Source organism: Corallococcus sp. CA054B (assembly GCF_003611625.1).
GTDB lineage: Bacteria > Myxococcota > Myxococcia > Myxococcales > Myxococcaceae > Corallococcus > Corallococcus coralloides.
On record NZ_RAVY01000002.1, the window covers coordinates 18,019 to 43,301 of the forward strand.

Here is a 25,283-nt window from a genome sequence, read left to right on the forward strand (position 1 = left end):
CCATGCTGAACATCAAGCCGGTTGTCTCTCTTTGCGCGAGCGCGGGCCTCACGGCGTGTGGTGCTGGCGTGGAGGGGGAGGACGGCCTCGCCACCCAGGAGTCCGCGCTGGTGACGGGGACCTCCCAGGGCTGCACGTTCACGGTGTCGTCCGCGGCGCGGCCGGGAACCGTTCCTCCCATCTACGACGTCACCGTCACGCTCGCGGCGGATGCCACCCGTGCCTTCGGCGCGGGCAGCGTGGCGGTGGGCACCTCCACCGGCACCGCGCCCACGCTGTCGCTGGCGGCCAACGACCTGGGCGTGGCCGTGAGCTACACGTACAAGACCAGCGTCAGCGGCAGCTCGCCCCAGTCCCTGGGCCTCAAGCACGTGGCGCCGGACACGCTGGCCATCGCCAGCTACGCGAACTTCTTCACCAGCACCACGGCCCCGTCCATCTTCACGTTCTGATGCGCTGACGCAGTGACGGACGGGGCGGCGGGAGTGCGTGCCTACTTCTGGGGCGCGAACTGCTCCGCCCCGTCCACGCTGCCGTCGTCCAGCACCTTCTCCACGGAGTCCACGAGCTGCTGGCCGTCCTGTGCGGTGACGCGCAGCTGGAAGCGGCCCTCGCCCACGCCCGAGTCGGCGACGAAGTAGTTGTAGCTCTCTCGCTTCAGCGCCTTCCAATCGCTGTCGCGCTTCCACTCCAGCTTCTGGATGGGCAGCCGGTGGTTGCGCACCTGGATGGCCGTCCACCAGGGATTGCTGCCGTCCTTGAAGTGGTACTTCACCGGGCCGGCCACGTCGCAGGACACCGGCGTCCAGGTGATGCTCACCCGGCCGTCCTTCGCCTCCGCCACCTTGTCGAAGGCCTCGCGCGACAGGTCCAGGTGGCCCTTATCGCAATCCGGGCACTGGTCCACGATGCGCACGCGCACGTTGCCCTTGGGCCCTACGATGTCCACGCACTGGCCGCAGGCGGCGCTGTTGTCGTACTGCTCGCGGTTCATCGCGGCCACCATCAGGTCGCCGCCCTTGTCGTAGCTGCAGTTGCCGGCACCGGTGGCGTCGTAGAAGGTCGCAATCCCTTTCTGCTCGGCGCCCAGGGCCACGCCTCCGCCAGAGGCAGCGTCCCCGCATGCCCCACAGGCAAGCGAGGTCAGGGCCAACACCAACGCATTTTGCAACGAAGCGGGTCGGTTCATACCGCGCATTATACACGCGTCGCTCCGCGTCAACGGCAGACAGGACTCCGCGTATTGGTTCTGTCAGACAGGCTTGTTAGCGTTCGGGCCTTCCCCCTCCCCAAAAAAGGAAAGGAATTCCCATGATGAACAAGCTGACGTCCGTGGTGTGCCTGGGTTCCGCCCTCGTGCTCTCCGCCTGTGGCGGTCCGGAGCAGGAGGACGGCGCGGAGCTCGCGCAGCAGAGCGCGCGGCTGACCACGGCGTCCTCGCAGGGCTGTGACTACTCCGTGTCCACGGTGCAGATCACCACCTCGCCGCCGCAGTACGAAGTCGTGTTGACCCGCACGGGCGGCGCCAGCTGCACCCTGACGACGGGCGCGTCGCAGGTCATCCAGAGCGTGCCGCTGAGCGCGCCGGGCACCGTGTCCCTCGTCGGCTCGAACCTGGGGCTCGCGGTGGGCTTCGTGATGAAGAACGGATGGAGCGGCTCGGCCGCCAACATCATGGCCGTGCGCGCCGTGGACCCCACGACGCTCTCCACCACGCGCAACGCGGACATCTACTGCGACTACATGACGGGCAGCATCAGCACGGGCAGCATCAGCACCACCGGGACCAACCTGAGCGTCTCCGGCACCAAGGCGTGCAAGATCAACAACAAGTCGGGGACGTACTGGTTCGGGAGCTTCACCGACTTCTTCACCACCACCACGCCCCCCGTCATCACCGTCATCTGACGCACCCCTGAAAAAGCCCTGCCCGCCACCGGTGCATCCCCGGTGGCGGGCAGAGCCCCCCTTGCTGCGCGTTCCCCGGTGCGTCGTGCTGGGTGCTGCTCTCAGCGGCCGCTGGCCGACGCGGTCGTCAGCGCGCGGGCCTGGCCGATGAGACGGACAAACTCGGTGCGGTCGGAGTCGCCGCCCACGGCGCCCTCCGCCAGCTTCTGCGCGGTGGCCAGGCTCCAGCCCTCGGCGGCGGGCGCGGCGCGGAGGATGTCCGCGGTGGCGGCCACGGCGACGGCGAAGCGGAAGTCACTGGAGGCGGCCTCCATGGACGGCTTCAGGTTGGCGCGGGTGAGCGGGAAGGCCTGCTCCCTGGCCTCCGTGCCGTTGGGCGCCTTGGCGCGGATGCGCACGGTGGCCAGGTCCTGCGCCTCGCCGGTGAGCTCCACCTCGTAGAGCGCCGTCACGGTGTGGCCCGCGCCAATCTCGCCCGCGTCCACCTTGTCGTCGCGGAAGTCCTTGTCCGCGATGTCGCGGTTCTCGTAGCCCATCAGGCGGTAGCGGCTGACGGCCTTGGGGTTGAACTCCACCTGGAACTTCACGTCCTTCGCGATGACCTCCAGCGTGCCGGTCAGCTGCGTCTCGAAGACCTTGCGCGCCTCCTTCATGCTGTCCACGTAGAAGCTGTTGCCGTTGCCCTTGTCGGCCAGCTGCTCCATCAGCGAGTCGTGGTAGTTGCCCATGCCGAAGCCCACCGTGGTGAGGGTGACGCCCTCGGCCACGTACTTCTCGATGCTGGCCAGCATGGCCTTGGGGGTGAGGTTGGGGCCGATATTGGCGTCGCCGTCCGTGAGCACCACCACGCGGGACACCACGCCACCCGCGGCCTTCTTCACCGCGTGCTTGTAGGCCGTCTCCATGCCGGAGCCCATGGCCGTGCCGCCGCCCGCGACCAGCGTGTCCAGCGCCGCGTGGATCTTCTTCACGTCCGTGGCGGGCGTGGGGGCCAGCACGTCCCGCGTGGAGCCCGCGTAGGTGACGAGCGCCACGGTGTCGTTCTCATTGAGGTTCTTCACCGCGACCTTGATGGATTCAATGGCCAGCGGCAGCTTGTCCGAAGACGCCATGGAGCCGCTGGTGTCCACCAGGAACACCAGGTGCGCGGGCTTGCGCTGCGACTTGGAGACGACCTTGCCCTGCACGCCCACGCGCACGAACTGGCGGCGCTGGTTGAAGGGCGAGGGCGCACCCTCCAGGTGCACCGTGAAGGCGCCTTCCTCCGGCGGGGTGTAGCGGTACTTGAAGTAGTTGACGAACTCCTCCACGCGCACCGCATGGGTGGGCGGCAGCTGGCCCTGCTGCAGGTAGCGCCGCGCCATGGAGTAGGAGGCCGTGTCCACGTCCGCCGCGAAGGTGGACAGGTTGTCCTTCGCCGTCTCGGTGAAGGCGTTGGCCTTGTAGGTCTCGAAGACGTTGCCGCCCTCGGCGACGCCCTTGTCGGCGTCCATCTCCAGCTTGCGCTTCTCCAGGGGCTGCTGGACCGGCATCGGGGCGCCACCCATGGCCAGGGCGCCCATCGCCGCGCCCATGGCCGTGGCGGCCTTCGCCGGCGGGGGGCGCCGCATGGCCGGCTCCGCCGCAGCCAGGGTATCGGAAGCCTCACGCTCCTCGACCATCATGGGCGCGGGCGCGGCGGCGACGTCACCGCGCTTCTTGGCGGCCGGGGTGGAGGGGGGCGGAGGCATGGCGCGGAGAAAGCGCTCCTCGGAGTCCTTGGGGGCGCTCTGGGTGCTCGCCATGGCCTGCGGCTTGAGCTCGTTGACCGCCGACGCGCCCTGCGTCGGCTCCCTGGAGGAGCACGCGCTCACGAGGCTGGCGCAGAGGAGGGCACCACTGACGAAGGACACGCGGCGCTTCGAGAAGAAGGGGGACATGGGCGGCTCCGGGACGACGGGAGGAAGTCAGCGTGCCCCTGGAAACGACCGACCCGCGGAATGGGTTTATCTGGTGAATTTTTCCCGGGTCCGGACGTGGGCCGCGCTTGCGTGGGGGGACCCCTTTTGCGACGGTCCCCGGCCATGGAGACGACACGACCGTTCCGGATTCTGGGCATCCAGCAGATCGCCATCGGAGGGCTCGACAAGGGCGCCCTGCGCAAGCTGTGGGTGGACACGCTGGGCCTGACGGCCCACGGCACCTACCGCAGCGAGAAGGAGAACGTGGACGAGGACATCGTCGTGGCGGGCGCGGGCCCCTTCAAGGTGGAGGTGGACTTGATGCAGCCCGTCAATCCCGACGGCCGTCCCAAGGTGCACGACCCGGCGCTCAACCACGTGGGGCTGTGGGTGGATGACCTGTCGGTGGCCGTCAAGTGGCTGGAAGGGCAGGGCATGCGCTTCACGCCCGGCGGCATCCGCAAGGGCGCGGCGGGCTTCGACGTGTGCTTCATCCACCCGAAGGCCAGCGATCAGTTCCCGCTGAGCGGCGAGGGCGTGCTGATTGAACTGGTGCAGGCCCCGCCGGAGATCATCCGCGCCTTCGAACAGGCCGCAGCCAGCGCGGCGCACTGAGCAGCCACTGTCCGGCGCGCGCGAAGGCCTTCTTCACCGCGCGCTCCACCGGATCCCACGCGACGCACAGCACGTACGTGCACGCGATGAGCAGCGCGAGCAGGCCGGCGTACTTCAGCCACCCGCTGGAGTCGCCCCACAGCTTCTGGAACGAGAAGACGCCGAAGACGCGGTAGTACAGCAGCATCTCGTGGAAGAAGTACGCGGACAGCGACGCGGTGCCAAAGACTTCCAGGAAGCGTCGCGCGCGCGAAGGCTTCGCGTCCGGCGCCATCCGTCCCTCCACCCACAGCATCACGAGCAGCACCGCGCAGACCCACATGAAGCGGGTGGCGGAGTTGGACGGATTGGTGACGAAGAAGCGGTGCGGCGGGTAGAGGTTGTTGAGCACGCCCGGCATCAGCGTGCCCACAAGCCCCAGCGCGATGAGGAAGCCCAGGGCCCGCGCCAGGCCCTTGCGGCCCCACGCCCCCGCGATGCAGCCCGCGAAGGCGCCCAGCCACGCGAAGCCCACCCACGGCACCAGCGGGAAGGGGGCCCAGTTGGACTTGCGCAGGAACGACGCCCAGGGCTCGCCCGCGGAGTCGCTGAAGGGCGCCAGCGCGAACGCGACCATCGCCAGGACGAAGGCGGTGCCCGCGAGCGCTCGCGGACGTGAGGCCAGCAGCGCGGCCATGGGCAGGGTGAGCAGCAGGCACAGCCCCACGCAGTGGAGGATGTCCAGGCGCAGGAGCCACACGGGTTCGGTGCGGATGGGGAACCACACCCAGTTGACGAGCGCGGCGACTGCGAACACCTCCGTGATGCGGCGCAGGTTGCGGCGCACGCGCTCGTTCAGCCTGCCCGCGGCGGCGCTGCGCACCATCAGCAGCGCCAGCGCGAACCCGGCGGAGAAGATGAACGCGGGGGCCACCAGCCCGTCCACCTTGAGCAGCCGTCCGGTCCACACGCTCTTGCGCAGCTCGGGGGTGAGCAGCACGAGCGCATGGGTCTGGATCATGAAGAGGACGGAGAGGCCGCGCAGCCAGTCGATGGCGCGCACGCGCTCGCGGGAGGCGGGGACGGCGGAGGGCAGGGTGCTCACGGGGGGCGCTACCCTACGTCGGTCCCGCGGGCGGTTGCACGCGCCCGCGGGACCGGAAACTGCTTGGACTACCAGCTGACGGCGTCGAGGTAGACCGTGCCCTTCCACGTGCCCGTCGTCTGGAACTCCACGCCCAGCTGGTACAGCGGAGTGGTGGAGCCGGAGGGCAGCTTCACGGTGATGGCGTTCCACGCGCCGGCCTTGAGGCTGCTGACGGCGATCCAGTTGCCCGTCCAGCGCCAGTTCGCGGAGGCGCCTTCCAGGGCGTAGGGCTGGACGCCGGTGATCTTGCTGCCGGTGGGCAGCCACAGCTGGAACGTCACCGTCTTGCCGGACGGCACGGCCGCGTTGGACACGGCCACGGTGCCGTTGCCGGACGTGCCGTTGAAGGGCACGGCCAGCGAACGAATGCCCGCGTAGGCCTTGGCCGTGGTGCTGCTCACGGCCGACAGCGCGGCGCCGCCGGCGCTCCAGCCCTGCGCGCTGGATTCATAGCCGTACTTCGACGGGTCGGCCGGAGTGCCCGCGTCGGAGGAGCCGGTGCCGGCGTCCGGACGCGTGCCGCCGTCCACACCGCCGTCGGTGCCACCATCGGGGCGCGTGCCGCCGTCGGGGGTGCCCGCGTCGACCGGCGGGGTGCCGGCGTCCACGGTGCCGCCGTCGGTGGATCCGCCGCCGCCCGGGGGCGGAAGCGTGGTGCCGGCCGCTGGCAGGCTCAGCCCGCCCGCGTTGAGGAACGCGCCCGCGCGCTGCTTCAGGTACGGCTGGCCGTCGGTGCCCTGGTCGTTCTGGTAGGAACTCTGGCCGCCCGCGCCCGCGCCGTACATCAGGGCGACGACGCCCACGTTGGCGAACTTGCGCCGGTGCGCGTCACCGCTCGCGCCGAAGAAGTACTCGGTGCGGTTGTCCTTGTAGCCCTGGCGCGGCCCGCCGCTGTTGTTGATGTTGAGGTGGTTGGAGTTGCCCAGCGGGATCTGCCACAGCATCCAGCGCTTGCCGGAGGTCTGGTTCCAGAGCCGCAGCCACTCCGCATAGCGGTTGTACGAGCGCGACGTGAGGGACGCGGAGTCGCTCATGTCCCACGTGTGATCCGCGCCCTGCGTGAGCCGGTAGAAGTCCGCGTCGCGGTCCAGCGGATCGCCCACGATCACGTCATAGGTGGCGCCGGTGACGTTGGTGCCCAGGCCCAGCGGCTTGAGGAAGTTGACGACCTTGTCCACCTCCGGCTGGAGCGGATCCGTCAGCGAGTTGAACGCGATGTCCTTGCCGCTGGCCCACGCGGAGATGTGCAGGCCCAGCACGACGTTGTTCGCGCCCACGGCCTTGCGCAGCTGGAGGAATGCCAGGCTCCACCCGGCGACGGTGTTGGGCAGGCCCGCGAGCTCCGGCATCCCCGAGGAGGCGATGGCCGCGGGAGCGTTGGGGTTGGAGGCCGTCTGGAACTGGAGGAAGCCCACCGCGTCCGGCTCCACGTGGAGGATGACCGGGCTGCCAAAGCTCTTGGCGCGCTGGAGGAGCAGCTTCACGTCCTCGAAGTAGGAGCGCATGGTGGAGGCGTTCTTCAGCTTCGCGAGCGTCTGCTGCTCGCCGCCGCCCGGCTCACCAAAGAGCTGGTAGTAGGTGACGACGGGGACGTAGCCCTGCGCCTTCGTCTCCGTGAAGAAGCTGGCGGCCCAGCTGCCGTCACGGGCGCCGTAGCCCCAGTTGTCCGCCCAGCCCTTGGTGAAGTAGCGGTAGCGCGCGTCCCACGGCACGTTGCTGTCCCGCATCCAGTTCTGGCCGGCCTCTTCGAAGAGGCCCACCATCAAGCGATTCTGGAAGGCCGGCGGCACGGGGCCCTGTACACCCGTGGCGGCCTGGGCGGAGAGCGCCCCAAGGCACGTCAGCGTCAGCAGCGCCGCGAAGGCGCGTCGAATGGTGTTGGTCATGGAGGCGCTAGTACGCCCAAGCGCCCCCAGTCCTTCCGGTCCTGCACTGCCTCGCCCCTGAGCGGCCGCTCACCCGCCATGCCACCAGTCGCCCCCCGGCCCGCCGTGTGACCGGGCGTCAGGCCGCGGCGTCATTGATGCGCCGCGGGCACGCTCACGGAGGGCAGACCAGCCCCGGTTCATTGGCGTCCACGTCCTGGAGCGCGAGCAGACACGTGAGCGCGTCTGGATCCACGGAGTCCATCAGGTACGTGCGGCGCCACAGCAGCGCGGCGAAGCGCTTGGGCAGCTGCGCGTCCGGAGCGACGAGCGCGCGGCGCACGCCATTGCTGCCCACCGCGGCCTTCACCATCGCGGCCTCCAGCTTCGCGACCTCGTCGGGGCAGCCCTCCGGGCAGTTGTAGAGGAACACCGCATGGCCGTGCTCCAGGTTGTGGATCCACGAACAGCGCGGCTGCTCCGCGGTGTAGCTGCGGCACGACAGCCACGTGGGGCAGTGCAGGCCGGAGTTGGGCGGGTTCTCACCGTTGCCGCACGCGGTGCTGCCGCACGAGCTCACGTGGTTGGCCGGTGACATGTCCGACAGCGGGAACGAGTACCGCTGGCAGGCTTCGCCACCAGGGTTGGGCGGATCCTCGTTCGTCGAACCGCAGGCGAGGCACAGCGAGAAGAGGAGGGCGGAGAGGGCGCGAGGCATCCACCCCGTCATATCGCAACGGCCCTGGGCGCCTCACCCCGGCGCGACGCCGCGCCGCTCCACGTCCCGGTCGCTCAGCCCCCGGAAGCCCAGGGCATCCATCAGGCGCAGGAAGTCCGCGGGAGGCAGGCTGCCGCCCGTGGCACGCGAATGGCCGTGCGCGAACGAGCCTCCCATCGGCGGCAGGTCCAGGCCCCGCAGCAGCGCGAGCAGGTCCACCGGCTCGCGGCTTCGCAGCACGAAGTTCACGCGGCCGGGCAGGTAGCCCGTGTTGGCGGCGACGACGATGTGGTCCGGCAACCGCTGCACCCAGCGCATGGCCACCAGCGGGTGCACCTGCGCCTCGGAGCTGAAGAGCAGGAGCGCCAGGTTGCCCGCGAAGCGCGGCGGCGCCTTCGCGCACCGGGCCACCTCGCGCTGCACCTCCAGGCGGCAGTCGCGCAGCGCGTCCACGCCGGGCACGCGCCCCTCCGCGATGTCCGTCGCGCTGCCCGCGCGCATGAGCACCTGCATCGCCAGCGGCGCCGCGAACCGGCTGGAACGGCGGGCCGCGTTGAGCAGCGCCACCGCCTCCGTGATGGACGAGCGCTTCGCCCGCCGCAGCGCGTCCCTGAGGAACGGCATCGGCGCGTCCGCGCCCAGGTCCGCCACCGTCCCCAGCACCGCCAGCCACTCCAGCGGACCGGGCACGATGAACGATGACGTGAGCGCGTACGTGAGCAGGCTCGTGTTCGCCACGGGCTCATGGCCGTAGGCGGTGAGCACCTGCGCGCCGGGCGGGAATACCTCCGACGCGTGATGATCCACCACGAGGGTGGGCACCCCGGGCAGCAGCGGATCCGCGCGGCTGCCCATGTCCAGCACCACCAGCGCCTCCGTGGAGGAGGCCTCCAGCCGCTCCAGGAAGCCCGGGTGATGGACGTCCTCTCCCTTGCCCGGCAGGCGTGCCGTCGGCCGGGCCCCCAGGGACTGAAGTGCCCGGAGCATCAGCACTCCGGAGCTGAGCCCGTCCACGTCCGTGTGGGGGACGACGAGCACGTGCTTGTCCCTGCACGCTTCCAGGAACTCGCGCGCCTGGTCCATCGCCGCCTCTGGCGCCGGCCAGTGCGCATCTTTCGTGTGTCCCAGAAGCATGAAGCAAAGCTGTCACTGCCTGTAGCGGCACGGCAGGGCGCGCCCGTCGTGGCTGGTCGCCCTCCGGACGGCCCCACGCGTCCAGTCATGAGGCGCGGGCATGGCGACCTTCGCAGGCATGGAAGGCCTTTCGACCTATCGGCTGGGCTACGTGGCCCAATCCCTGACGCTGGGCGTGAGCGCCAGCCACACCTGCCGTCTCGCCACGGCGACGCCGCAGCGGCTGGAGGCGCTCGCCGCGCAGAACCTGGAGGAGCTGGAGCAGCTGCTGCGCTTCAACGCGGAGCACGGCATCCACCTGTTCCGCATCGGCTCGTCGCTCATCCCATTCGGTTCGCACCCGGTGAACACGCTGCCGTGGTGGAAGACCTTCGCGGGGACCTTCGCCACGCTGGCCCGCATCGCACGCCAGACCCAGCAGCGGCTCTCCCTGCATCCGTCTCCGGCCGGTGCGTCGCTGTCCTCGCGCCATGAACGCGTGCGTGACGCCGCCATCGCGGAGCTGCGCTACAGCGCGCGCGTGTTGGACCTGCTGGAGGCGGGCCCCGAGTGCCGCGTCGTCATCCACGTGGGCGGCGCCGCTCCCAGCCGTCCGGAAGCGCTGGACGCCGCGCACCGCATGCTGGACACGCTGCCGGAGGAGCTGCGTCAGCGGCTCACCATCGAGCACGATGACAAGGTCTGGACCGCTCGCGAGGTGCTGCCGCTGGCCCGCGAGCACGGCGTACCCATGGTGGGGGACAACCTGCACAACGCGGTGCTGCCGTCGGATCCACCCATGTCCGTGGAGGAGCTGGTGCGCGAAGCATCCGCCACCTGGCGCGCACTGGACCTGCGGCCCAAATTCCACCTGGCGTCACAGAAGGCGGGCGGGCGGCCCGGTGCTCACTCGGACCTCATCGTCCCGGCGGACTTCCGCGCCATGGTGGCCGCGCTCGACGGGCCCGCGGACTTCATGCTGGAAGCGAAGGAGAAGGACCGCGCGGTTTTCGCACTGCGTCGGGAGGCGATGTCGCAGCGTCCACCCAGGGGACAGGGCGCGCGGGCCCCGTGACTTCGCGGGTGCGAGGGCAGGGCACTTCCCATAGTGTCCGCGCCCATGACCCGCACTCCCCAGTCCTTGATGCGCGCGGCCCTGGCCGCCCTGTCGCTCGCGGCGCCCGCCGCCAGCGCGCAGACGACGCCTGCTCCGGCCGCGAAGGCCACGCCCGCGGAGGCGAAGCAGTTCGCCGAGAAGCTCAACGTGGACCTGAAGCAGCTCTGGACCCGTCAGGCCACCGCCGAGTGGATCAAGAGCACGTACATCACCGACGACACGGAGCGGAACGCCGCCTCCGTCAACGAAGAGGTGATGGCCTACGTCAACAACGCCATCAAGGACGCGCGCCGCTTCGACGGGCTGAAGCTGGACGCGGACACCGCGCGCATGCTGCACCTTCTGCGCGTGTCCCAGACGCTGCCCGCACCGGCGAATCCCGCCCAGCGCTCGGAGCTGGCCTCCACCGCCGCGAAGCTGGAGGGCATCTACGGCAAGGGCAAGTACTGCGGCAAGGACGGCAAGGGGAAGTGCCGCGACCTGGAGGAGCTGTCCGACGTCATGGCGGAGAGCCGCAACGCGGATGAGCTCCTGGACGCGTGGAACGGCTGGCACGCCATCAGCCGCCCCATGCGCCCGCTCTACACGCAGCTGGTGAACCTCTCCAACTCGGGCGCGAAGGACATCGGCTTCAACGACCTGGGCACGCTGTGGCGGTCGTCCTACGACATGACCCCGGCGGAGTTCGAGAAGGAGGCACAGCGGCTCTGGGGCCAGGTCAAGCCCATGTACGACGAGCTGCACTGCTACGTGCGCGGCCGGCTCGCGAAGCAGTACGGCGAGGCCGCCGTGCCCGCCGGCAAGCCCATCCCCGCGCACCTGTTGGGCAACATGTGGGCGCAGGAGTGGAACAACATCTACCCGCTGGTGGAGCCGTTCCCCGGCCAGGCCAGCCTGGATGTGGACAGCGCCCTGGTGAAGCAGGGCTACGACTCGCAGAAGATGGTGAAGCTGGGTGAGAAGTTCTTCACCTCGCTGGGCCTCAAGCCGCTGCCGCAGACCTTCTGGGAGCGCTCGCAGTTCACCAAGCCGAAGGACCGCGACGTCGTCTGCCACGCGTCCGCCTGGGACGTGACGTACGACAACGACCTGCGCATCAAGATGTGCATCAAGCCCACCGAGGAGGACCTGGTCACCATCCACCACGAGTTGGGCCACAACTACTACTACACGTACTACTACAAGCTCCCCGTCCTCTTTCAGGCCGGCGCCAACGACGGCTTCCACGAGGCCATTGGCGACGCGCTCACGCTCTCCATCACCCCGGCCTACCTCCAGCAGGCGGGCCTGCTCAACGCGGTGGAGAAGAACGACAAGAACGTCATCAACCTCCAGCTGAAGGACGCGCTGGAGAAGGTGGCCTTCCTGCCCTTCGGCCTGCTGGTGGACCAGTGGCGCTGGGACGTGTTCAGCGGGAAGGTGAAGCCGGCGGACTACAACAAGAGCTGGTGGGCGATGCGCACGAAGTACCAGGGCATCGCCGCGCCGGGGACCCGCACGGAGCAGGACTTCGACGCGGGCGCCAAGTACCACGTGCCCGCCAACGTGCCGTACACGCGCTACTTCCTCGCGCGGATCCTCCAGTTCCAGTTCCACAAGGCGCTGTGCGAGGCGGCCGGCATCAAGGGCCCCCTCAACGAGTGCTCCATCTACGGCAACAAGGCCGCGGGCGCGCGCCTGCAGGCCATGCTGGAGCTGGGCGCGAGCAAGCCGTGGCCGGACGCGATGGCGGCCATGACGGGCACCCGCCAGATGGATGCCACGCCCATGCTGGAATACTTCGCCCCGCTGCGCCGGTGGCTCCAGGAGCAGAACAAGGGCCAGAAGTGCGGCTGGTGACGTTTCATCGGTGATGTTTCCTGGGAGTGGACTTCGCCCGGGACGGGCGCTTAGGCTGGCGCCCGTCTTGTAGGGTTGAACTCTGTAGGACCGGACGGCGACTCTTCCTGTCCGCGATGAAAGAAGAACAGCAAATGGCGACTGGTACCGTGAAGTGGTTCAACGACGCGAAGGGCTTCGGCTTCATCACGCAGGACGGCGGCGGCGAGGACGTGTTCTGCCACCACACCGCCATCAACATGGACGGCTTCCGCACCCTGGCCGAGGGCCAGAAGGTGGAGTTCGAAGTCACCAAGGGCCCCAAGGGCCTGCAGGCGCAGAACGTTCGCGCCGCCTGAGCCTGACCGTTTCCTGATTCACCCAAGAAGGTCCGACTCTCACCGGGTCGGGCCTTCTGTATTTTCCGGAGCCCGCATGTCCGCCTTCCGTCTGCGCTTCCTCCCCCTGGTGGCCGCCCTCGGGTGCGCCACGACGTCGCCCTCCACCCCCCCCACGCCGCAGGCCAACGCCACCGCGTCCGCGCCCGTGTCGAAGGCTTCGCTGACCGCGCTCAAGCAGGAACTGGTGACGCAGCACGGCGAGGCGCAGCGCGCCCGCATCGAGCGGGGCGTGGAGCAGGTGGCCGCGCTGTGGCGCCCGGAGGACGGGGACCTGGCGGCCTTCGCGCGCGAGCAGTTCCTGCCCACGGGCCCCCAGCTGGACGCGACCTTCACGCGCTTCGAGGGGCTGTTCGAACAGTTCGACGGCCACATGAACGAGCTGGGCCGCGAGCTCCAGTGGTTCACGGACCTGGACCTGGGGCCGCTGTTGCCGGTGGAGCCGCTGCTCGCGGCGTATGACCCTTCCGCCAACGTCACGTCGGACCTGTTCAACGCGAAGCCGGGCTTCGTCGTGCTGCTCAACTTCCCGCTCACCACGCTGGCCGAGCGCGTGAAGGAGGGCCCGTCGTGGACGCGGCGCCAGTGGGCGGAGGCGAAGCTCGCGTCGCGCTTCAACCGGCGCGTGCCCGCAGCGGTGGAGCAGAAGGTGTCGCAGGCCATCGCGGACGCGAACCTCTACATCGCCGAGTACAACGTCTGGATGCACCACCTGGTGGACGCGAAGGGCCAGCGCCTCTTCCCCCAGGGGCTGCGCCTCATCAGCCACTGGAACCTGCGCGACGAGCTGAAGGCGGACTACACGGACCCGCAGGGCCTGGCGAAGCAGCGGACCATCGTCCAGGTGATGGAGCGCATCGTCACGCAGACCATCCCCGCCGCCGTCATCGACAACCCGCGCGTGGATTGGGACCCGTTCACCAACAAGGTCACGGTGGCGCCGCCGGAGTCGGTGGAGGCCAACGCGCCCCAGCGCGCCGTGAAGGCGGACGCCGCGCCGGAGCCGGACACGCGCTACGCGCGGCTGCTCGCCACGTTCAATGCATCGCGGAAGGTGGATCCGTACTCGCCGGTGGCTCCCACGCGCATCGCCCGCGCCTTCGAGCTGGACCGGGGCCTGCCGGAGGAGCGCGTGCGCGCGCTGCTCACCCAGATCCTGGAGTCACCGCTGGTGCCTCGCGTGGCGAAGCTCATCGAGTCCCGCCTGGGCCGCCCGCTGGAGCCGCAGGACCTGTGGTACCCCGGCTTCCGTCCGGGCTCGAAGGTGCCGGAGGCGCAGCTGGACGCGCTGACGCGCAAGCGCTACCCCACGGCGGACGCGTTCGCGCGCGACATCCCGCGCATCCTCCAGGGTCTGGGCTTCACCCGGGAGAAGGCGGACGTGCTCGCGTCGTACATCCGCGTGGACGCCTCCCGAGGCGCGGGCCATGCCCAGCAGGCGCTGCGCCGGGGCGACTTCCCCCGCCTGCGCACGCGCGTGGAGAAGGGGGGCATGGACTACAAGGGCTACAACATCGCGGTGCACGAGCTGGGGCACAACGTGGAGCAGGTCTTCAGCCTGTACCAGGTGGACCACACGCTGTTGTCCGGCGTCCCCAACAACGCCTTCACGGAGGCGCTCGCCTTCGTCTTCCAGGCGCGTGACCTGGAGCTCCTGGGCCTGGGCCAGCCGGACGCGGCCAGCGAGCGCGAGCGGGTGCTCAACGACTTCTGGCAGACGTGGGAGATCGCCGGCGTGGCGCTGGTGGACATGGCCACGTGGCACTGGATGTACGAACACCCGGACGCCACGCCCGCCCAGCTGCGCGACGCGGTGGCCGGCCTGTCGCGCGACGTGTGGAACCGCTACTACGCGCCGGTGCTGGGGCGGAAGGACAGCCCGCTTTTGGGCATCTACAGCCACATGATCAGCTACCCGCTGTACCTGCCGGACTACCCGCTCGGGCACCTCATCGCCTTCCAGATTGAAGAGCACCTGAAGCAGCACGGCCCGCTGGGCGCGGAGTTCGAGCGCATGGCCACCTTCGGCTCCGTCACCCCGGACGAATGGATGCGCCACGCCACCGGCGCGCCCGTCAGCGCGGACGCATTGTTGCGCGCCACCGAAGCCGCCCTGTGATAGTTCGGGCATTCCCCATTTCACTCTTCTGGAGGATTGACCTTGAATTTCATCTCTCGTGCGCTGGTGCTGGGCTCCCTGTCGGCGATGGTCGGCTGTGCCACGACGAAGGGCGGCACGAAGACCCCGGACACGACGGAGCCGACGCCCGGTACCGCGTCGCTGGTGGACTATTGCGACGACACGCAGAAGGCCATCTCCAAGGAGGCGGACGCGCTGGCCAGCCCCTACGGGATTGATCAGCACCTGGACAAGAACTTCCCGGACCGCAGGGTGTCCTGGCTGATGACGGACAGCGCGTACCAGAAGTTCGTGGTGCAGACGGGCGCGAAGAACTTCGGCCGCTGCAACGACACGGCCTGCTACCTGTTCGCGGCGCCGTCGGCGTCCATCCACGGCGCTGTGGAGAAGTCGAAGACGGCGGACGGCACGCACGACCCGGCGGTGCTGGGCCAGGCGCTGGGCCTGCCGGCGAAGAACTTCGAAGGCCCCCTGCGGATGATGACGCTGGACCTGGGCGCGCAGAAGGTCTGCACGCGCCTGCCGGTGGACGCGGATCCGGGCGTGTGGAAGTGCCAGACGCCGGAGGACACCGACTGCTTCAAGTTCGGCGGCTACACGTCCGGCGGCGCGCCGGAGGTGATGGTCATCAACGCGCCGGTGGCGGACACGCAGGTGGCGGAGATTCCGTGAGCGACGAGGAGGTGCTCCTCCAGAGCCCGCTCCTGTACCGCGTGCTGCGCGGGCGGGACGGGGCGCTGTCCATCGAGGTCGTGGTGGGCGGCATCATGCAGTTCGAGGTGCGCGTGCGCCTGAACGCGGAGGAGACTGCGTCCTTCCAGAAGGAGGGACGCGCCTTCGCGGACCGGATGGCCCAGGCCATCATGGCCAACCCGCCCTTTGGCGGCCGGCCCGTGAAGCTGCCCACGTAGCCGCTGCGCCTTCGCGGGGACCCGCCGCGTGCGGGTCCCCGTCGCAAGGACGCTACGGCGTGGCGGCGGTGTTGCCGGGGATCTCCACCAGCTCCACCTCGAAGGTGAGCACGGCGTTGGGCGGGATGCGCGAGCCCGTGGGCGGGCGCTCTCCGTACGCGGTGCTCGCGGGGCAGGTGAGCTTCGCCTTGCCGCCGACCTTCATCTTCTGCACGCCCTGGGTCCAGCAGGGGATGACGCCGTTGAGCGGGAACTCCACCGCCATGCCGCGCTTGTAGGAGCTGTCGAACTCCGAGCCGTCCACCAGCGTGCCCTGGTAGTGCACCTTCACGGTGTCGATGGCGCGGGGCGACTTGCCGGTGCCGGCCTTGAGCTCGCGGTAGATGACGCCGGAGGGCAGCCGATTGGCGCCGGGCTCCTTGGACGCGCGATCCAACGTGGCGACGTTGACCTGGGCCATGCGTGCCTTGGCGAGCGTCTGGATCTTCGACGCGTATTCCTTCGGATCCACCGCGGGCGGAGTGCCGGCGACCGCGTCCTGGATGCCGCGCTGGAGCAGCGCCAGTTCCTCGGGGGTGAGGGCGAGCGCCGTCACGCTCTGGCCCAGCGAGAGGCCGAGCGAATAGATGGTCTTCTGATCCTCCGTCTGGAGCTCCACGGGCGGCTGCGCGGGGGCGGCCTTCGCGGCGGCCTCGGGCGCGGCGGCCGGCTTGGAGCTCTTCGTCGGGGCCTGGGCCAGGGCGAGGCCCGGAGCACCGAGCATCAGGACCAGGGCCGCCTTCCACTGCATACGCATGCTTCCGCCTTTCACGAGAATGGGCAGGACCATAGCGCCGCTCACGCGCCGCCGGTCAGTCATCCGTGCGCACAGGCCAACGCGAAGAATCCAGCGAGCGGAAAACCCCTGCGCACGCAGGCCTGCCTGGTGCTCGGGAAGGCCGCCGTTTTCTTGCGCGCATGACGTCTGAACGTACTGTGCCTTCAGGTCGCTGCACCCCCGCAGCAGCCTGTTGCACCAGCTGGAGGTCATGAGCCAATGAGCGAGAAGCGGAAGGCCAATCGGGCGCCCCTGGACATCTACCTCAACAAGTACATGGGCGGCGTGCCGTACATGACCCGGGCCGCGGACATCAGCCAGGAGGGCGTCAGCCTCTCCCGCCTCATCGAGCCCCAGCACGACGCGCGCCGCGTGGGCCTCCAGTTCCAGCTCCCCGGCTCCGAGGAGATCATCTACGCCGAGGGTGAAGTCGTACGCGAGTGGAAGGACCTGGGCCGCAAGGAGCAGTCCGGCGTGCGCTTCACGCTGCTCACCGAGCGGCACCGCAAGATGATCGACGCCTACGTCGACCGTCACGCCGAAGGCAACTGACACGAGGCATTACCCTCCGCGTGCGTCACCGCGATTGCGCGGTGCCACCGGCGGTTCGCGGTACCCCGCGCCGAGGCGCATCAGGCGGATCCGACGGTCTCCGGGTCGCCTTGACTTCGCGCGAAGTGCCCCCCTTGAATGACCGGAGAGGTTCCCTGTGCGCTCGCCGATTTTTCGCGGCGGCGACAACGGGAGGAGTGCTCCGTGAGGCGTTCGCTGTGGGGATTGTTGCTGGTCGTGCCGCTGACGGCGCTGGGCCAGGGCAAGGACGCGAAGGTCGCCGCACCCGACGCGGGACCCGCGCGCGGCGCGGGCAATCCAGGCATCAACTGGGAGGGGCAGGTCCTGCGCGCCACGGGCGCCGGAGCCCCGGACCTCAAGGCCGCCAACCCCGGGCAGGCACGCCTGGGCGCCGAGCGCGCCGCGAAGCAGGACGCCTTCCGCAACCTGCTGGAGCAGGCCCGGAGCATCCAGGTGAGCGCGGGCCGCACGGTGGGTGACGAGCTGGCGCGCGACGACGTGAGGGGCCGCGTCGAGGGCGCCATCCGCGGCTACAAGGTCGTGGCCAAGCGCTACTTCTCCGACAGCGGCGTGGAGATGGACGTGGAGGTGCCGCTCGCGGCGCTCAGCGCGGCGCTGACGCCCGCGCAGGAGCCGGCCATCGTGCTCAATGCCGACGGCGCGGCGAAGTACACGGGGCTCGTGGTGGACGCGCGAGGGCTGGGCGCGAAGCCGGTGCTCGCGCCCCGGCTGGTGGACGCGACGGGCAAGGCGCTCTACGGCGCGACGGTGCTCACGGAAGAGGCTCGCGGCACCGCGGGCGTCGCGGCCTGGTTCAACAGCCTGGACGCGGCCCGGAAGGCCACGCGTGTGGGCGACAAGCCCCTGGTGGTGAAGGCCGCGCAGCTCCAGGGCTCCGACCTGGTCCTGAGCGCCGAAGGCATCCGCGCGCTCACCGAGGCCAACACCCGCTTCCTGGCCGAGGGCCGGGTCGTCATCGTTACGCAGTGATGTCCGTGAGCTCCTTCCGGACGACGGCCGTGCTCGCGATGGCGGCGATGCTGGTGGCCAGCTGCGCGGCGAAGCAGGAGCAGCCCGCGACGGTGGCCCGCGCGGAGCAGCTGATGGCGTCCAACGCGGCCAAGCGCGGCGACCTGGTGCTCCGGTGCGAGCCCTCGGACGCGCAGATCCTGCTGGACGGCGTGGAGCAGGGGACATGCAGCGACTTCGCCGGGGTGTCGCGGAGCCTGCGGTTGGGGGACTCGGGCTTCCACCACGTGGAGGTGAAGAAGCGCGGGTTCTACCCCTACACGACCTACTACCAGCCCAGCGGGGCGCGGGTGACGCTGAAGGTGAAGCTCCGGCCCCTGGCACCTGAAGGCGGCGGCGTCCCTCCCTGAGAGGGGCCCTTCCAGGCTGGCCCCCTGCACCGCGAGGTGGCGGGCGGACGCAAGGACCGCAATCAGGGGCCGAAGACGCCGTAGGATGGGCGGGGACAGGAGGCGGTCATCGGACGTCGCAAGAGAGGCAGTGAGCGCGCGGTGAAGGTTCCCAAGCCCATCGCGACCCCGGAGGTGTCCCCGGTCCTGCATGTCGTGCACCCGGAGCCCGTGCCCCCGCCCGGCGACCCCTCGGCGCTGGACGAGGCGGAGGCCCGCAAGGTCGACTTCGTCTGGTCCGGCGTGATGGTGGGCTCGCTGGCGCTGGTGTTCGCGCTCCTGTCCGTGTTCGGCGGGGTGGCGGTGCCGGTGCTGCTGGCGCTGACGGGCGCGTACGCGTTCAACCCGCTGGTGACGCTCCTGGAGAAGCGCGGCCTGGACCGCACCTGGGGCACGTCCATCCTCTTCTTCGCGGGCACGCTCCTGATGGTGGGCGCGGGCCTGTACCTGGTGCCGGTGTTCCGCGACGAGGCGGCGAAGCTGCCCGGCTTCTTCCAGCGCGCCAGCACCCAGGTGGTGCCGCAGGTGGAGTCGCTCCTGGGCGTGTCGCTGCCGGACCTGGTGAGCCAGCGCACCGCGGAGCTGGGTGAGAAGGCCTCCGAGCTGCTCCAGAGCGCGGGCCCCACGGCGGCGCGACTGGTGGCGAGCTTCGCCGGCAACACCGCGCGCTTCGCGGCCACGCTGCTGGGCCTGTCGGTGGTGCCGGTGCTGGCGTTCTTCTTCCTCCAGGACTACCCGAGCCTCATGGGGCGCATCCAGGACCTGCTGCCGCGCCGCTCCGTGGCGCTGGTGACCCAGCGCTTCCGCGAGGTGGACGAGGTGCTGTCCGCCTTCGTGCAGGGCCAGCTCACCGTGGGCGCCATCCTGTCGGTGCTCTACGCGGTGGGCCTGTCCATGGCGCGCATCGACCTGGCCATCGCCATTGGCCTCATCGCCGGCTTCGGCAACATGGTGCCCTACCTGGGCACGGGCATCGGCGTGGTGCTGGCCTTGCTGGGCGTCCTGCTGTCCTGGCAGGGGCCGTGGCAGCTGGCGGTGGTGGCGGCGACCTTCATCATCGGGCAGCTGGCCGAGGGCTTCGTCATCACCCCGCGCGTCGTGGGGGAGAAGGTGGGCCTGGCCCCCGTGGCCGTCATCATCGCCGTGCTCGCCTTCGGTGAGCTGTTCGGCTTCGTGGGCATCCTCCTGGCCGTCCCGGCGAGCGCCATCCTCAAGGTCGTCCTGAGCGTCGTCCTCCAGCGCTACCGCCGCACGCAGCTCTACAAGGGGAGCGTACAGGGGCCGTGACGAAGCTGGAGAAGCTGCACCAGGAGATCATCGCGTGCCGGGCCTGCCCCCGGCTGGTGGCGTGGCGCGAGGAGGTGGCCCGCGTGAAGCGGCGCGCCTACCGCGACTGGGACTACTGGGGGAAGCCCGTCCCCGGGTTCGGCGACCCGAAGGCCCGGCTGATCATCGTGGGGCTGGCGCCCGCCGCGCACGGCGCCAACCGCACGGGGCGGATGTTCACCGGGGACCGCTCCGGGGACTTCCTCTACGCGGGCCTTCAGCGCGCGGGCTTCGCGAACCAGGGCCACAGCGAGCACCGGGACGACGGCCTGAAGCTGACGGACGCCTTCATCGTCGCCGCCGGCCGGTGCGCCCCGCCGGACAACAAGCCGCTGCCGGAGGAGCTGGCCCGCTGTGCGCCGTTCCTGGACCGGGAGATGGCGCTGTTGCCCGGCCGGGTGCTGCTCGCCCTGGGGGCCATCGGGTGGAACGCCGCGCTGGCCTCGGCCGCCCGCACGGGCGGTCCGCTCCCCACGCCCCGTCCCGCCTTCGGCCACGGCGCCGAGTTCCGGCTGCCGGACGGCCGGTGGCTCGTGGGCAGCTACCACGTCAGCCAGCAGAACACGCAGACGGGGAGGCTCACCCCCGCCATGTTCGACGCGGTGATGAAACGCGTCCGAGCGTTGTTGGAGACGTGAGCGCGGGAAGATCAGGGCCCCGTGCTCATGTTCCTTGACAGGTGCGGGAGCCCGCTGTTATTCCCCGCGCCCATCCGCACGACGGGTCGTTAGCTCAGCGGTAGAGCACTACCTTGACACGGTAGGGGTCAGTGGTTCGATCCCACTACGACCCATCATCAGTAAGTGATCCATCTCGCGGGCGGCAGGCTTTCTCAAAAGCCTGCCGCCCGCGGTTTTTTCCAGCGCAGGGGTTTATCCGCCATGTCCGAATCCATCACGGTGACGCTCCCCGACGGCAGCCAGAAGCAGACCGCCCGGGGCACGACCATCGCGGACTTCGTGAAGGGCAGCATCGGCGTGGGGCTCGCGAAGGCGGCCCTGTTCGCCCGGGTCAACGGCCAGGACATGGACCTGGCCCGGACGCTCGACGAGGACGCGAAGCTGCAGATCTTCACGTCCAAGAGCCCGGAAGGCCTGGACCTCATCCGTCACGACGCCGCGCACGTGGTGGCCAGCGCCGTGCAGAAGCTGTTCCCCGGCACGCAGGTGACCATCGGTCCCGCGACGGAGGAGGGCTTCTACTACGACTTCTTCCGCGAGAAGCCCTTCACGCCGGAGGAGCTGGAGAAGATTGAAGCGGCCGCCAACGCGGAGCTCAAGCAGGACATGCCGTTCGTCCGCACCGAGATCTCCATGGAGGACGCCATCAAGCTCTTCGAGGAGAAGGGCGAGAAGTTCAAGGTGGAGATCGTCAAGGACATCGCCGCCAAGGGCGCCAAGACGCTCACGCTCTACACCCACGGCGACTGGGTGGACTTCTGCCTGGGGCCCCACGCGCCCAGCACGGGGAAGATCGGCGTCATCAAGATCCTCTCCTCCAGCGGCGCGTACTGGCGCGGTGACCACCGCAACCCCATGCTCCAGCGCGTCTACGGCACGGCCTTCTTCGACAAGAAGGCCCTGGACGCCTACCTCACGCGCATCGAAGAGGCGCGCAAGCGCGACCACCGCAAGCTGGGCAAGGAGCTGGACCTCTTCCACTTCCACCCGTACTCGCCGGGCGCGGCCTTCTGGACGCCCAAGGGCACGGCGCTCTACCAGACGCTGTCGGACTGGATGCGCTCGCTCACGGCCGGTGACGGCTACGTGGAGATCAAGACGCCCCTGATGTTCAACAAGGGCCTCTGGGAGACGAGCGGCCACTGGGGCAAGTACAAGGAGAACATGTTCCTGGTGCTCGACAGCGAGTCCGGCGAGCACGACTTCTCCCTCAAGCCGATGAACTGCCCGTCGCACCACCTGTTCTACGGCTTCAAGAAGCACAGCTACCGCGACCTGCCCCTGCGCCTGCACACCCAGGACGTGCTCCACCGCAACGAGGCGGCGGGCTCCCTGGGCGGCCTCACCCGCGTGCGCCAGTTCGCGCAGGACGACGCGCACATCTACTGCATGGAGAGCCAGATCACCGACGAGGTGCGGCGCTTCGTGCAGCTGCTGGACCGCGTCTACAAGGCGGTGGGCCTCACCTACGCGGTGAAGCTGTCCACGCGCCCCGAGCAGCGCCTGGGCGACGACTCGCTCTGGGACCGCGCGGAAGGCGGCCTCAAGGCGGCGCTGGAGTCGCTGGGCCTGGCGTACGAGCTGGCCCCCGGTGACGGCGCCTTCTACGGCCCGAAAATCGACTTCGCCGTCTCCGACAGCATCGGCCGCAAGTGGCAGCTGGGCACCATGCAGCTGGACTACCTGGCCCCGGAGCGCTTCGACCTCACCTACGTGGGCGAGGACAACGCCGAGCACCGCCCGGTGGTCCTCCACCGCGCCATCTTCGGCTCCTTCGAGCGCTTCACCGCCATCCTCATCGAGCACTTCGCCGGCGCCTTTCCGGCGTGGCTGGCCCCGGTGCAGGCCACCATCGTCACCGTGGCGGACCGTCAGCTGGACTACGCCCGCAAGGTGCGCGACGACCTGCGCGCCAAGGGCTTCCGCGTGGAGCTGGACGAGCGCGGCATGACGCTCAACGCGAAGATCCGCGAAGCCCAGATGCAGAAGGTCCCCTTCACCCTGGTGGTGGGCGACAACGAGGTCGAGGCCGGCGCCGTGGCCCCCCGCCGGTACGGCGGCGAGGACCTGAAGACGATGAAGTACGCGGACTTCGAGGCCCTGCTGGCCAAGGAAGCCACGCTGCCCTGAGTTGTGTAGGGGACTTGACTCCCCGTCCGGGCTGGACTACTTGCGCGACTTCCGGGGATTGAGGCACGCCCTCATCCCCCGAGCCGTCGGAGGGTCCTCCCATCGTTCGCGATCAGAGAACCAATCGCCGTATCCGAGCCCGGGAGGTCCGCGTCGTCGGGCCCAACGCCGAGCAGCTCGGAGTCATGTCCCTGGAAGCAGCCCTGGCGCGCGCCCAGGCGGACGGTCTCGACCTCGTCGAGATCTCCCCCATGGCCAAGCCGCCGGTCTGCAAGATCATGGACTACGGCAAGTTCAAGTACGAGGAGAAGAAGAAGGCCTCGGACGCGAAGAAGAAGCAGGTCGTGGTCCACCTCAAGGAGGTGAAGCTCCGCCCCAAGACGGAGGAGCACGACTACGAGTTCAAGGTCCGCAACGTCCGCCGGTTCCTGGAGGAGGGGAACAAGGCGAAGATCACCATCCAGTTCCGGGGTCGTGAAATCACCCACAAGGAGCTGGGGAGCGCGATCCTGGACGACGTGACCAAGGACCTGAAGGAAATCGCGGTGGTGGAGCAGAACCCCCGGATGGAAGGGCGCCAGATGTTCATGATCCTGGCCCCCAACCCGAAGGTGGCCCAGCGCGCCCGGGAGCTCGCCCGGCAGGCGGTGGAGGCGGCCGGGAAGAAGCAGGAAGGCAGACCGGCGGTTGCCGTGGCGGTTGTTTCTGCGATGGCTGTAGGAAACGCTACCCCCATCGCCTCAAAAGAGTGATAGAGGCTTCCCCCCAAAGCGTCCGGGAACCGTGTGTCCCGGTCCGCCGTCAGTCACGAAGACTGCCGGCCGACAGGCAGAAGGAAGGTTTGGGATCATGCCCAAGTTGAAGACCCGCAGCGCCGCGAAGAAGCGCTTCCACGTGAAGAAGAGCGGCCAGGTGAAGTTCGGCAAGGCGTTCAGCAAGCACCTGTTCACCTTCTCCAAGACGCCCAAGCAGAAGCGCGGCAACCGTGGCACGGGCCACCTGCGCGACATGGACGCGAAGAAGGTCATCAAGGAGCTGTTCCCCTACGGCGCCTGAGTCGTTCCTCGGGTTTGAACCAATCGTGAGTCCTGGCGGAGCGGCGTGAAGCCAGCGCCCCGGGCTCCCTTCCAGAAGTCAGGAGTGTGTCATGCGCGTCAAAAAGGGATTCAAGGCTCGTCGTCGTCGTAATCGCATTCTCAAGCTTGCGAAGGGCTTCCGCGGCCGTCGCAAGAACTGCTACCGCCGTGCGAACCAGGCCGTCGAGCGCGCCCTGGACTACGCCACCCGCGACCGCGCGGTGCGCAAGCGCAACTTCCGCTCGCTGTGGATCGTCCGCATCAACGCGGCCGCCCGCACCGTGGGCCTGTCCTACTCGAAGCTGATCGCCGGCCTGGCGAAGGCGAAGATCTCCCTGGACCGCAAGGTCCTGTCGGATCTGGCCATCGCGGACCCCGCGGGCTTTGCCGCCATCGCCAACATCGCGAAGGCAGCCTGAGACACGGCCGGCGGTGACGCCGGCTCCCGAAGCTGAAACGGGCTGCCTCCACCAGGGGGCGGCCCCTTTTTTTTGCCCGGCGCCAGAGGCGACCGGGGCGTGAACGGAAGGCGGGAAGAGGACCATGCGAGACCGGTTGCAGGCGTTGGCGGACGCGGCGCGCCAGGAGATCTCCGGCGTGTCGGAGCCCTCGCAGGTGGAGGCGTTGCGCATCCGCTACCTGGGCAAGAAGGGCGAGCTGTCCGCGGTGCTGGGCGGCATGGGCAAGCTGCCCCCGGACGAGCGGCGCGCGTTGGGAGAGATCGCCAACACCGTCAAGGCGGAGCTGGAGCAGCTGCTGGCGGACGCCACGAAGCGGGCGGAAGAGGCCGCGCTGGAGGCCCAGCTGAAGGGCCCCAAGCTGGACGTGACGCTGCCCGGGCGCGCGGTGCTGCCCGGTGGGCGGCATCCGGTGTCGCGCACGCTGGAGGACATCGTCCGGACGTTCGCGCGGCTCGGGTTCGAGGTGGCGGTTGGCCCGGAGATCGAGCTCGACTACTTCAACTTCGAGGCGCTGAACCTGCCCAAGGATCACCCCGCGCGGGACATGCAGGACACGTTCTACGTGGACGAGCCCAGCCTGGGCCACGCGAAGAAGGCGGACAGCCCGTCGCTGCTGCGCACGCACACGTCGCCGGTGCAGGTGCGGCACATGCTGTCGCGCAAGCCGCCCATCCGCGCGGTGATGCCGGGCCGGGTGTACCGGCGGGACTCGGACATCACGCACACGCCCATGTTCCACCAGGTGGAAGGCCTGCTCGTGGACAAGGACGTGAGCTTCGCGGAGCTGAAGGGCACGCTGGACGCGTTCGTGAAGGCGTTCTTCGGCTCGGAGACGCGCACGCGCTTCCGCCCGTCGTTCTTCCCCTTCACGGAGCCCTCCGCGGAGGTGGACGTCACCTGCGCGTCGTGCGGCGGCAAGGGCTGCCGCGTGTGCAAGCAGACCGGCTGGCTGGAGGTGCTGGGCAGCGGCATGGTGCACCCGAACGTCTTCACCGCCGCGGGCTACGACCCGAAGGAGGTGACGGGCTACGCGTTCGGCATGGGCGTGGAGCGCCTGGCCATGCTGCGCTACGGCATCGACGACCTGCGGATGATGTTCGAAAACGACGCGCGCTTCCTCGCGCAGTTCTGAT

Annotated in this window: 26 protein-coding genes and 1 tRNA gene; 20 read left to right on the top strand and 7 right to left on the bottom strand. The window is 69.4% G+C overall.

Translation table 11 applies throughout. The features are described 5' to 3' along the window. The first annotated feature begins 2 nt into the window (after positions 1-2). Positions 3-452, top strand: coding sequence for a hypothetical protein (locus D7V80_RS00630; RefSeq protein ID WP_120586324.1), 450 nt, complete (start codon positions 3-5; stop codon positions 450-452). Positions 453-493: 41 nt separating this feature from the next. Here the strand turns inward: D7V80_RS00630 and D7V80_RS00635 are convergent, their stop codons facing one another. Continuing rightward, positions 494-1,096, bottom strand: a complete 603-nt coding sequence (locus D7V80_RS00635; RefSeq protein ID WP_120586325.1) for an expansin EXLX1 family cellulose-binding protein — start codon at positions 1,094-1,096, stop codon at positions 494-496. Positions 1,097-1,311: 215 nt separating this feature from the next. On the opposite strand from D7V80_RS00635, the gene D7V80_RS00640 reads away from it, so the two are divergent. Beyond that, on the top strand, positions 1,312-1,908 hold the full coding sequence (locus D7V80_RS00640) for a hypothetical protein (RefSeq protein WP_120586326.1): 597 nt from the start codon (positions 1,312-1,314) through the stop codon (positions 1,906-1,908). Between the two features lie 101 nt (positions 1,909-2,009). Here the strand turns inward: D7V80_RS00640 and D7V80_RS00645 are convergent, their stop codons facing one another. Beyond that, positions 2,010-3,827 carry a von Willebrand factor type A domain-containing protein gene (locus tag D7V80_RS00645; protein ID WP_120586327.1) on the bottom strand — a complete coding sequence of 606 codons (1,818 nt, stop codon included), beginning with the start codon at positions 3,825-3,827 and terminating at the stop codon, positions 2,010-2,012. A gap of 144 nt (positions 3,828-3,971) precedes the next feature. On the opposite strand from D7V80_RS00645, the gene D7V80_RS00650 reads away from it, so the two are divergent. Further along, a complete protein-coding gene (locus tag D7V80_RS00650; protein ID WP_120586328.1) occupies positions 3,972-4,463 on the top strand; it encodes a VOC family protein in 492 nt (163 codons plus the stop codon). Here D7V80_RS00650 and D7V80_RS00655 read toward each other — a convergent pair. The 4 genes from D7V80_RS00655 to D7V80_RS00670 form a co-directional block, all read right to left on the bottom strand. Beyond that, the gene (locus tag D7V80_RS00655) at positions 4,420-5,547 is read right to left on the bottom strand and encodes a heparan-alpha-glucosaminide N-acetyltransferase domain-containing protein (RefSeq protein ID WP_120586329.1); all 1,128 of its coding nucleotides are present in this window, start codon (positions 5,545-5,547) and stop codon (positions 4,420-4,422) included. The genes D7V80_RS00650 and D7V80_RS00655 overlap by 44 nt on opposite strands. Before the next feature lie 68 nt (positions 5,548-5,615). Then, a complete protein-coding gene (locus D7V80_RS00660) occupies positions 5,616-7,475 on the bottom strand; it encodes a hypothetical protein (protein WP_120586330.1) in 1,860 nt (619 codons plus the stop codon). Positions 7,476-7,629: 154 nt separating this feature from the next. Beyond that, entirely contained in the window at positions 7,630-8,172 is a 543-nt protein-coding gene (locus tag D7V80_RS00665; RefSeq protein ID WP_233585052.1) for a DUF3105 domain-containing protein, read from the bottom strand. 33 nt (positions 8,173-8,205) lie between these two features. Further along, positions 8,206-9,306 (bottom strand): DHH family phosphoesterase, encoded by a 1,101-nt coding sequence (locus D7V80_RS00670; RefSeq protein WP_120586332.1) that lies wholly within the window; start codon positions 9,304-9,306, stop codon positions 8,206-8,208. Positions 9,307-9,406: 100 nt separating this feature from the next. On the opposite strand from D7V80_RS00670, the gene uvsE reads away from it, so the two are divergent. The 6 genes from uvsE to D7V80_RS00700 all read left to right on the top strand — a co-directional run bounded on the left by uvsE (position 9,407) and on the right by D7V80_RS00700 (position 15,669). Further along, complete coding sequence (uvsE, locus tag D7V80_RS00675; protein WP_120586333.1) at positions 9,407-10,360, top strand: UV DNA damage repair endonuclease UvsE; 954 nt, start codon at positions 9,407-9,409, stop codon at positions 10,358-10,360. A gap of 45 nt (positions 10,361-10,405) precedes the next feature. Then, entirely contained in the window at positions 10,406-12,241 is a 1,836-nt protein-coding gene (locus tag D7V80_RS00680) for a M2 family metallopeptidase (protein WP_120586334.1), read from the top strand. Positions 12,242-12,375: 134 nt separating this feature from the next. Then, positions 12,376-12,579 carry a cold-shock protein gene (locus D7V80_RS00685; RefSeq protein ID WP_014397260.1) on the top strand — a complete coding sequence of 68 codons (204 nt, stop codon included), beginning with the start codon at positions 12,376-12,378 and terminating at the stop codon, positions 12,577-12,579. 76 nt (positions 12,580-12,655) lie between these two features. Further along, entirely contained in the window at positions 12,656-14,737 is a 2,082-nt protein-coding gene (locus tag D7V80_RS00690; RefSeq protein ID WP_120586335.1) for a hypothetical protein, read from the top strand. Positions 14,738-14,779: 42 nt separating this feature from the next. Further along, positions 14,780-15,430: a hypothetical protein gene (locus tag D7V80_RS00695; RefSeq protein ID WP_120586336.1), complete on the top strand. Its 651-nt coding sequence runs from the start codon at positions 14,780-14,782 to the stop codon at positions 15,428-15,430. Then, positions 15,427-15,669, top strand: coding sequence for a hypothetical protein (locus tag D7V80_RS00700; RefSeq protein WP_120586337.1), 243 nt, complete (start codon positions 15,427-15,429; stop codon positions 15,667-15,669). The genes D7V80_RS00695 and D7V80_RS00700 overlap by 4 nt, the downstream gene beginning before the upstream one ends. 52 nt (positions 15,670-15,721) lie before the next feature. On the opposite strand, the gene D7V80_RS00705 is transcribed toward D7V80_RS00700, so the two are convergent. Continuing rightward, a complete protein-coding gene (locus D7V80_RS00705) occupies positions 15,722-16,465 on the bottom strand; it encodes an FKBP-type peptidyl-prolyl cis-trans isomerase (RefSeq protein ID WP_120586388.1) in 744 nt (247 codons plus the stop codon). A 240-nt stretch (positions 16,466-16,705) separates the two neighbouring features. Between D7V80_RS00705 and D7V80_RS00710 the strand changes: the two genes are divergently transcribed. The 11 genes from D7V80_RS00710 to pheS all read left to right on the top strand — a co-directional run bounded on the left by D7V80_RS00710 (position 16,706) and on the right by pheS (position 25,282). Continuing rightward, positions 16,706-17,038: a PilZ domain-containing protein gene (locus D7V80_RS00710; protein WP_120586338.1), complete on the top strand. Its 333-nt coding sequence runs from the start codon at positions 16,706-16,708 to the stop codon at positions 17,036-17,038. Between the two features lie 204 nt (positions 17,039-17,242). After that, complete coding sequence (locus tag D7V80_RS00715; RefSeq protein ID WP_120586339.1) at positions 17,243-18,049, top strand: LPP20 family lipoprotein; 807 nt, start codon at positions 17,243-17,245, stop codon at positions 18,047-18,049. After that, on the top strand, positions 18,049-18,438 hold the full coding sequence (locus D7V80_RS00720; RefSeq protein ID WP_014397253.1) for a lipoprotein: 390 nt from the start codon (positions 18,049-18,051) through the stop codon (positions 18,436-18,438). The genes D7V80_RS00715 and D7V80_RS00720 overlap by 1 nt, the downstream gene beginning before the upstream one ends. A 141-nt stretch (positions 18,439-18,579) precedes the next feature. Next, entirely contained in the window at positions 18,580-19,764 is a 1,185-nt protein-coding gene (locus D7V80_RS00725; RefSeq protein ID WP_120586340.1) for an AI-2E family transporter, read from the top strand. Beyond that, on the top strand, positions 19,761-20,441 hold the full coding sequence (locus D7V80_RS00730) for a uracil-DNA glycosylase (protein WP_120586341.1): 681 nt from the start codon (positions 19,761-19,763) through the stop codon (positions 20,439-20,441). The genes D7V80_RS00725 and D7V80_RS00730 overlap by 4 nt, the downstream gene beginning before the upstream one ends. 83 nt (positions 20,442-20,524) lie before the next feature. Continuing rightward, positions 20,525-20,596, top strand: a tRNA-Val gene (locus D7V80_RS00735). Between the two features lie 88 nt (positions 20,597-20,684). After that, positions 20,685-22,613: a threonine--tRNA ligase gene (gene thrS / locus D7V80_RS00740; RefSeq protein ID WP_014397250.1), complete on the top strand. Its 1,929-nt coding sequence runs from the start codon at positions 20,685-20,687 to the stop codon at positions 22,611-22,613. Between the two features lie 101 nt (positions 22,614-22,714). After that, complete coding sequence (gene infC, locus D7V80_RS00745; protein WP_370452428.1) at positions 22,715-23,365, top strand: translation initiation factor IF-3; 651 nt, start codon at positions 22,715-22,717, stop codon at positions 23,363-23,365. A gap of 97 nt (positions 23,366-23,462) precedes the next feature. Further along, complete coding sequence (gene rpmI, locus D7V80_RS00750) at positions 23,463-23,669, top strand: 50S ribosomal protein L35 (RefSeq protein WP_014397248.1); 207 nt, start codon at positions 23,463-23,465, stop codon at positions 23,667-23,669. 91 nt (positions 23,670-23,760) lie between these two features. Further along, positions 23,761-24,108 carry a 50S ribosomal protein L20 gene (rplT, locus tag D7V80_RS00755; protein ID WP_014397247.1) on the top strand — a complete coding sequence of 116 codons (348 nt, stop codon included), beginning with the start codon at positions 23,761-23,763 and terminating at the stop codon, positions 24,106-24,108. Between the two features lie 124 nt (positions 24,109-24,232). Next, positions 24,233-25,282: a phenylalanine--tRNA ligase subunit alpha gene (gene pheS, locus D7V80_RS00760; protein WP_014397246.1), complete on the top strand. Its 1,050-nt coding sequence runs from the start codon at positions 24,233-24,235 to the stop codon at positions 25,280-25,282. Position 25,283 lies beyond the last annotated feature (1 nt).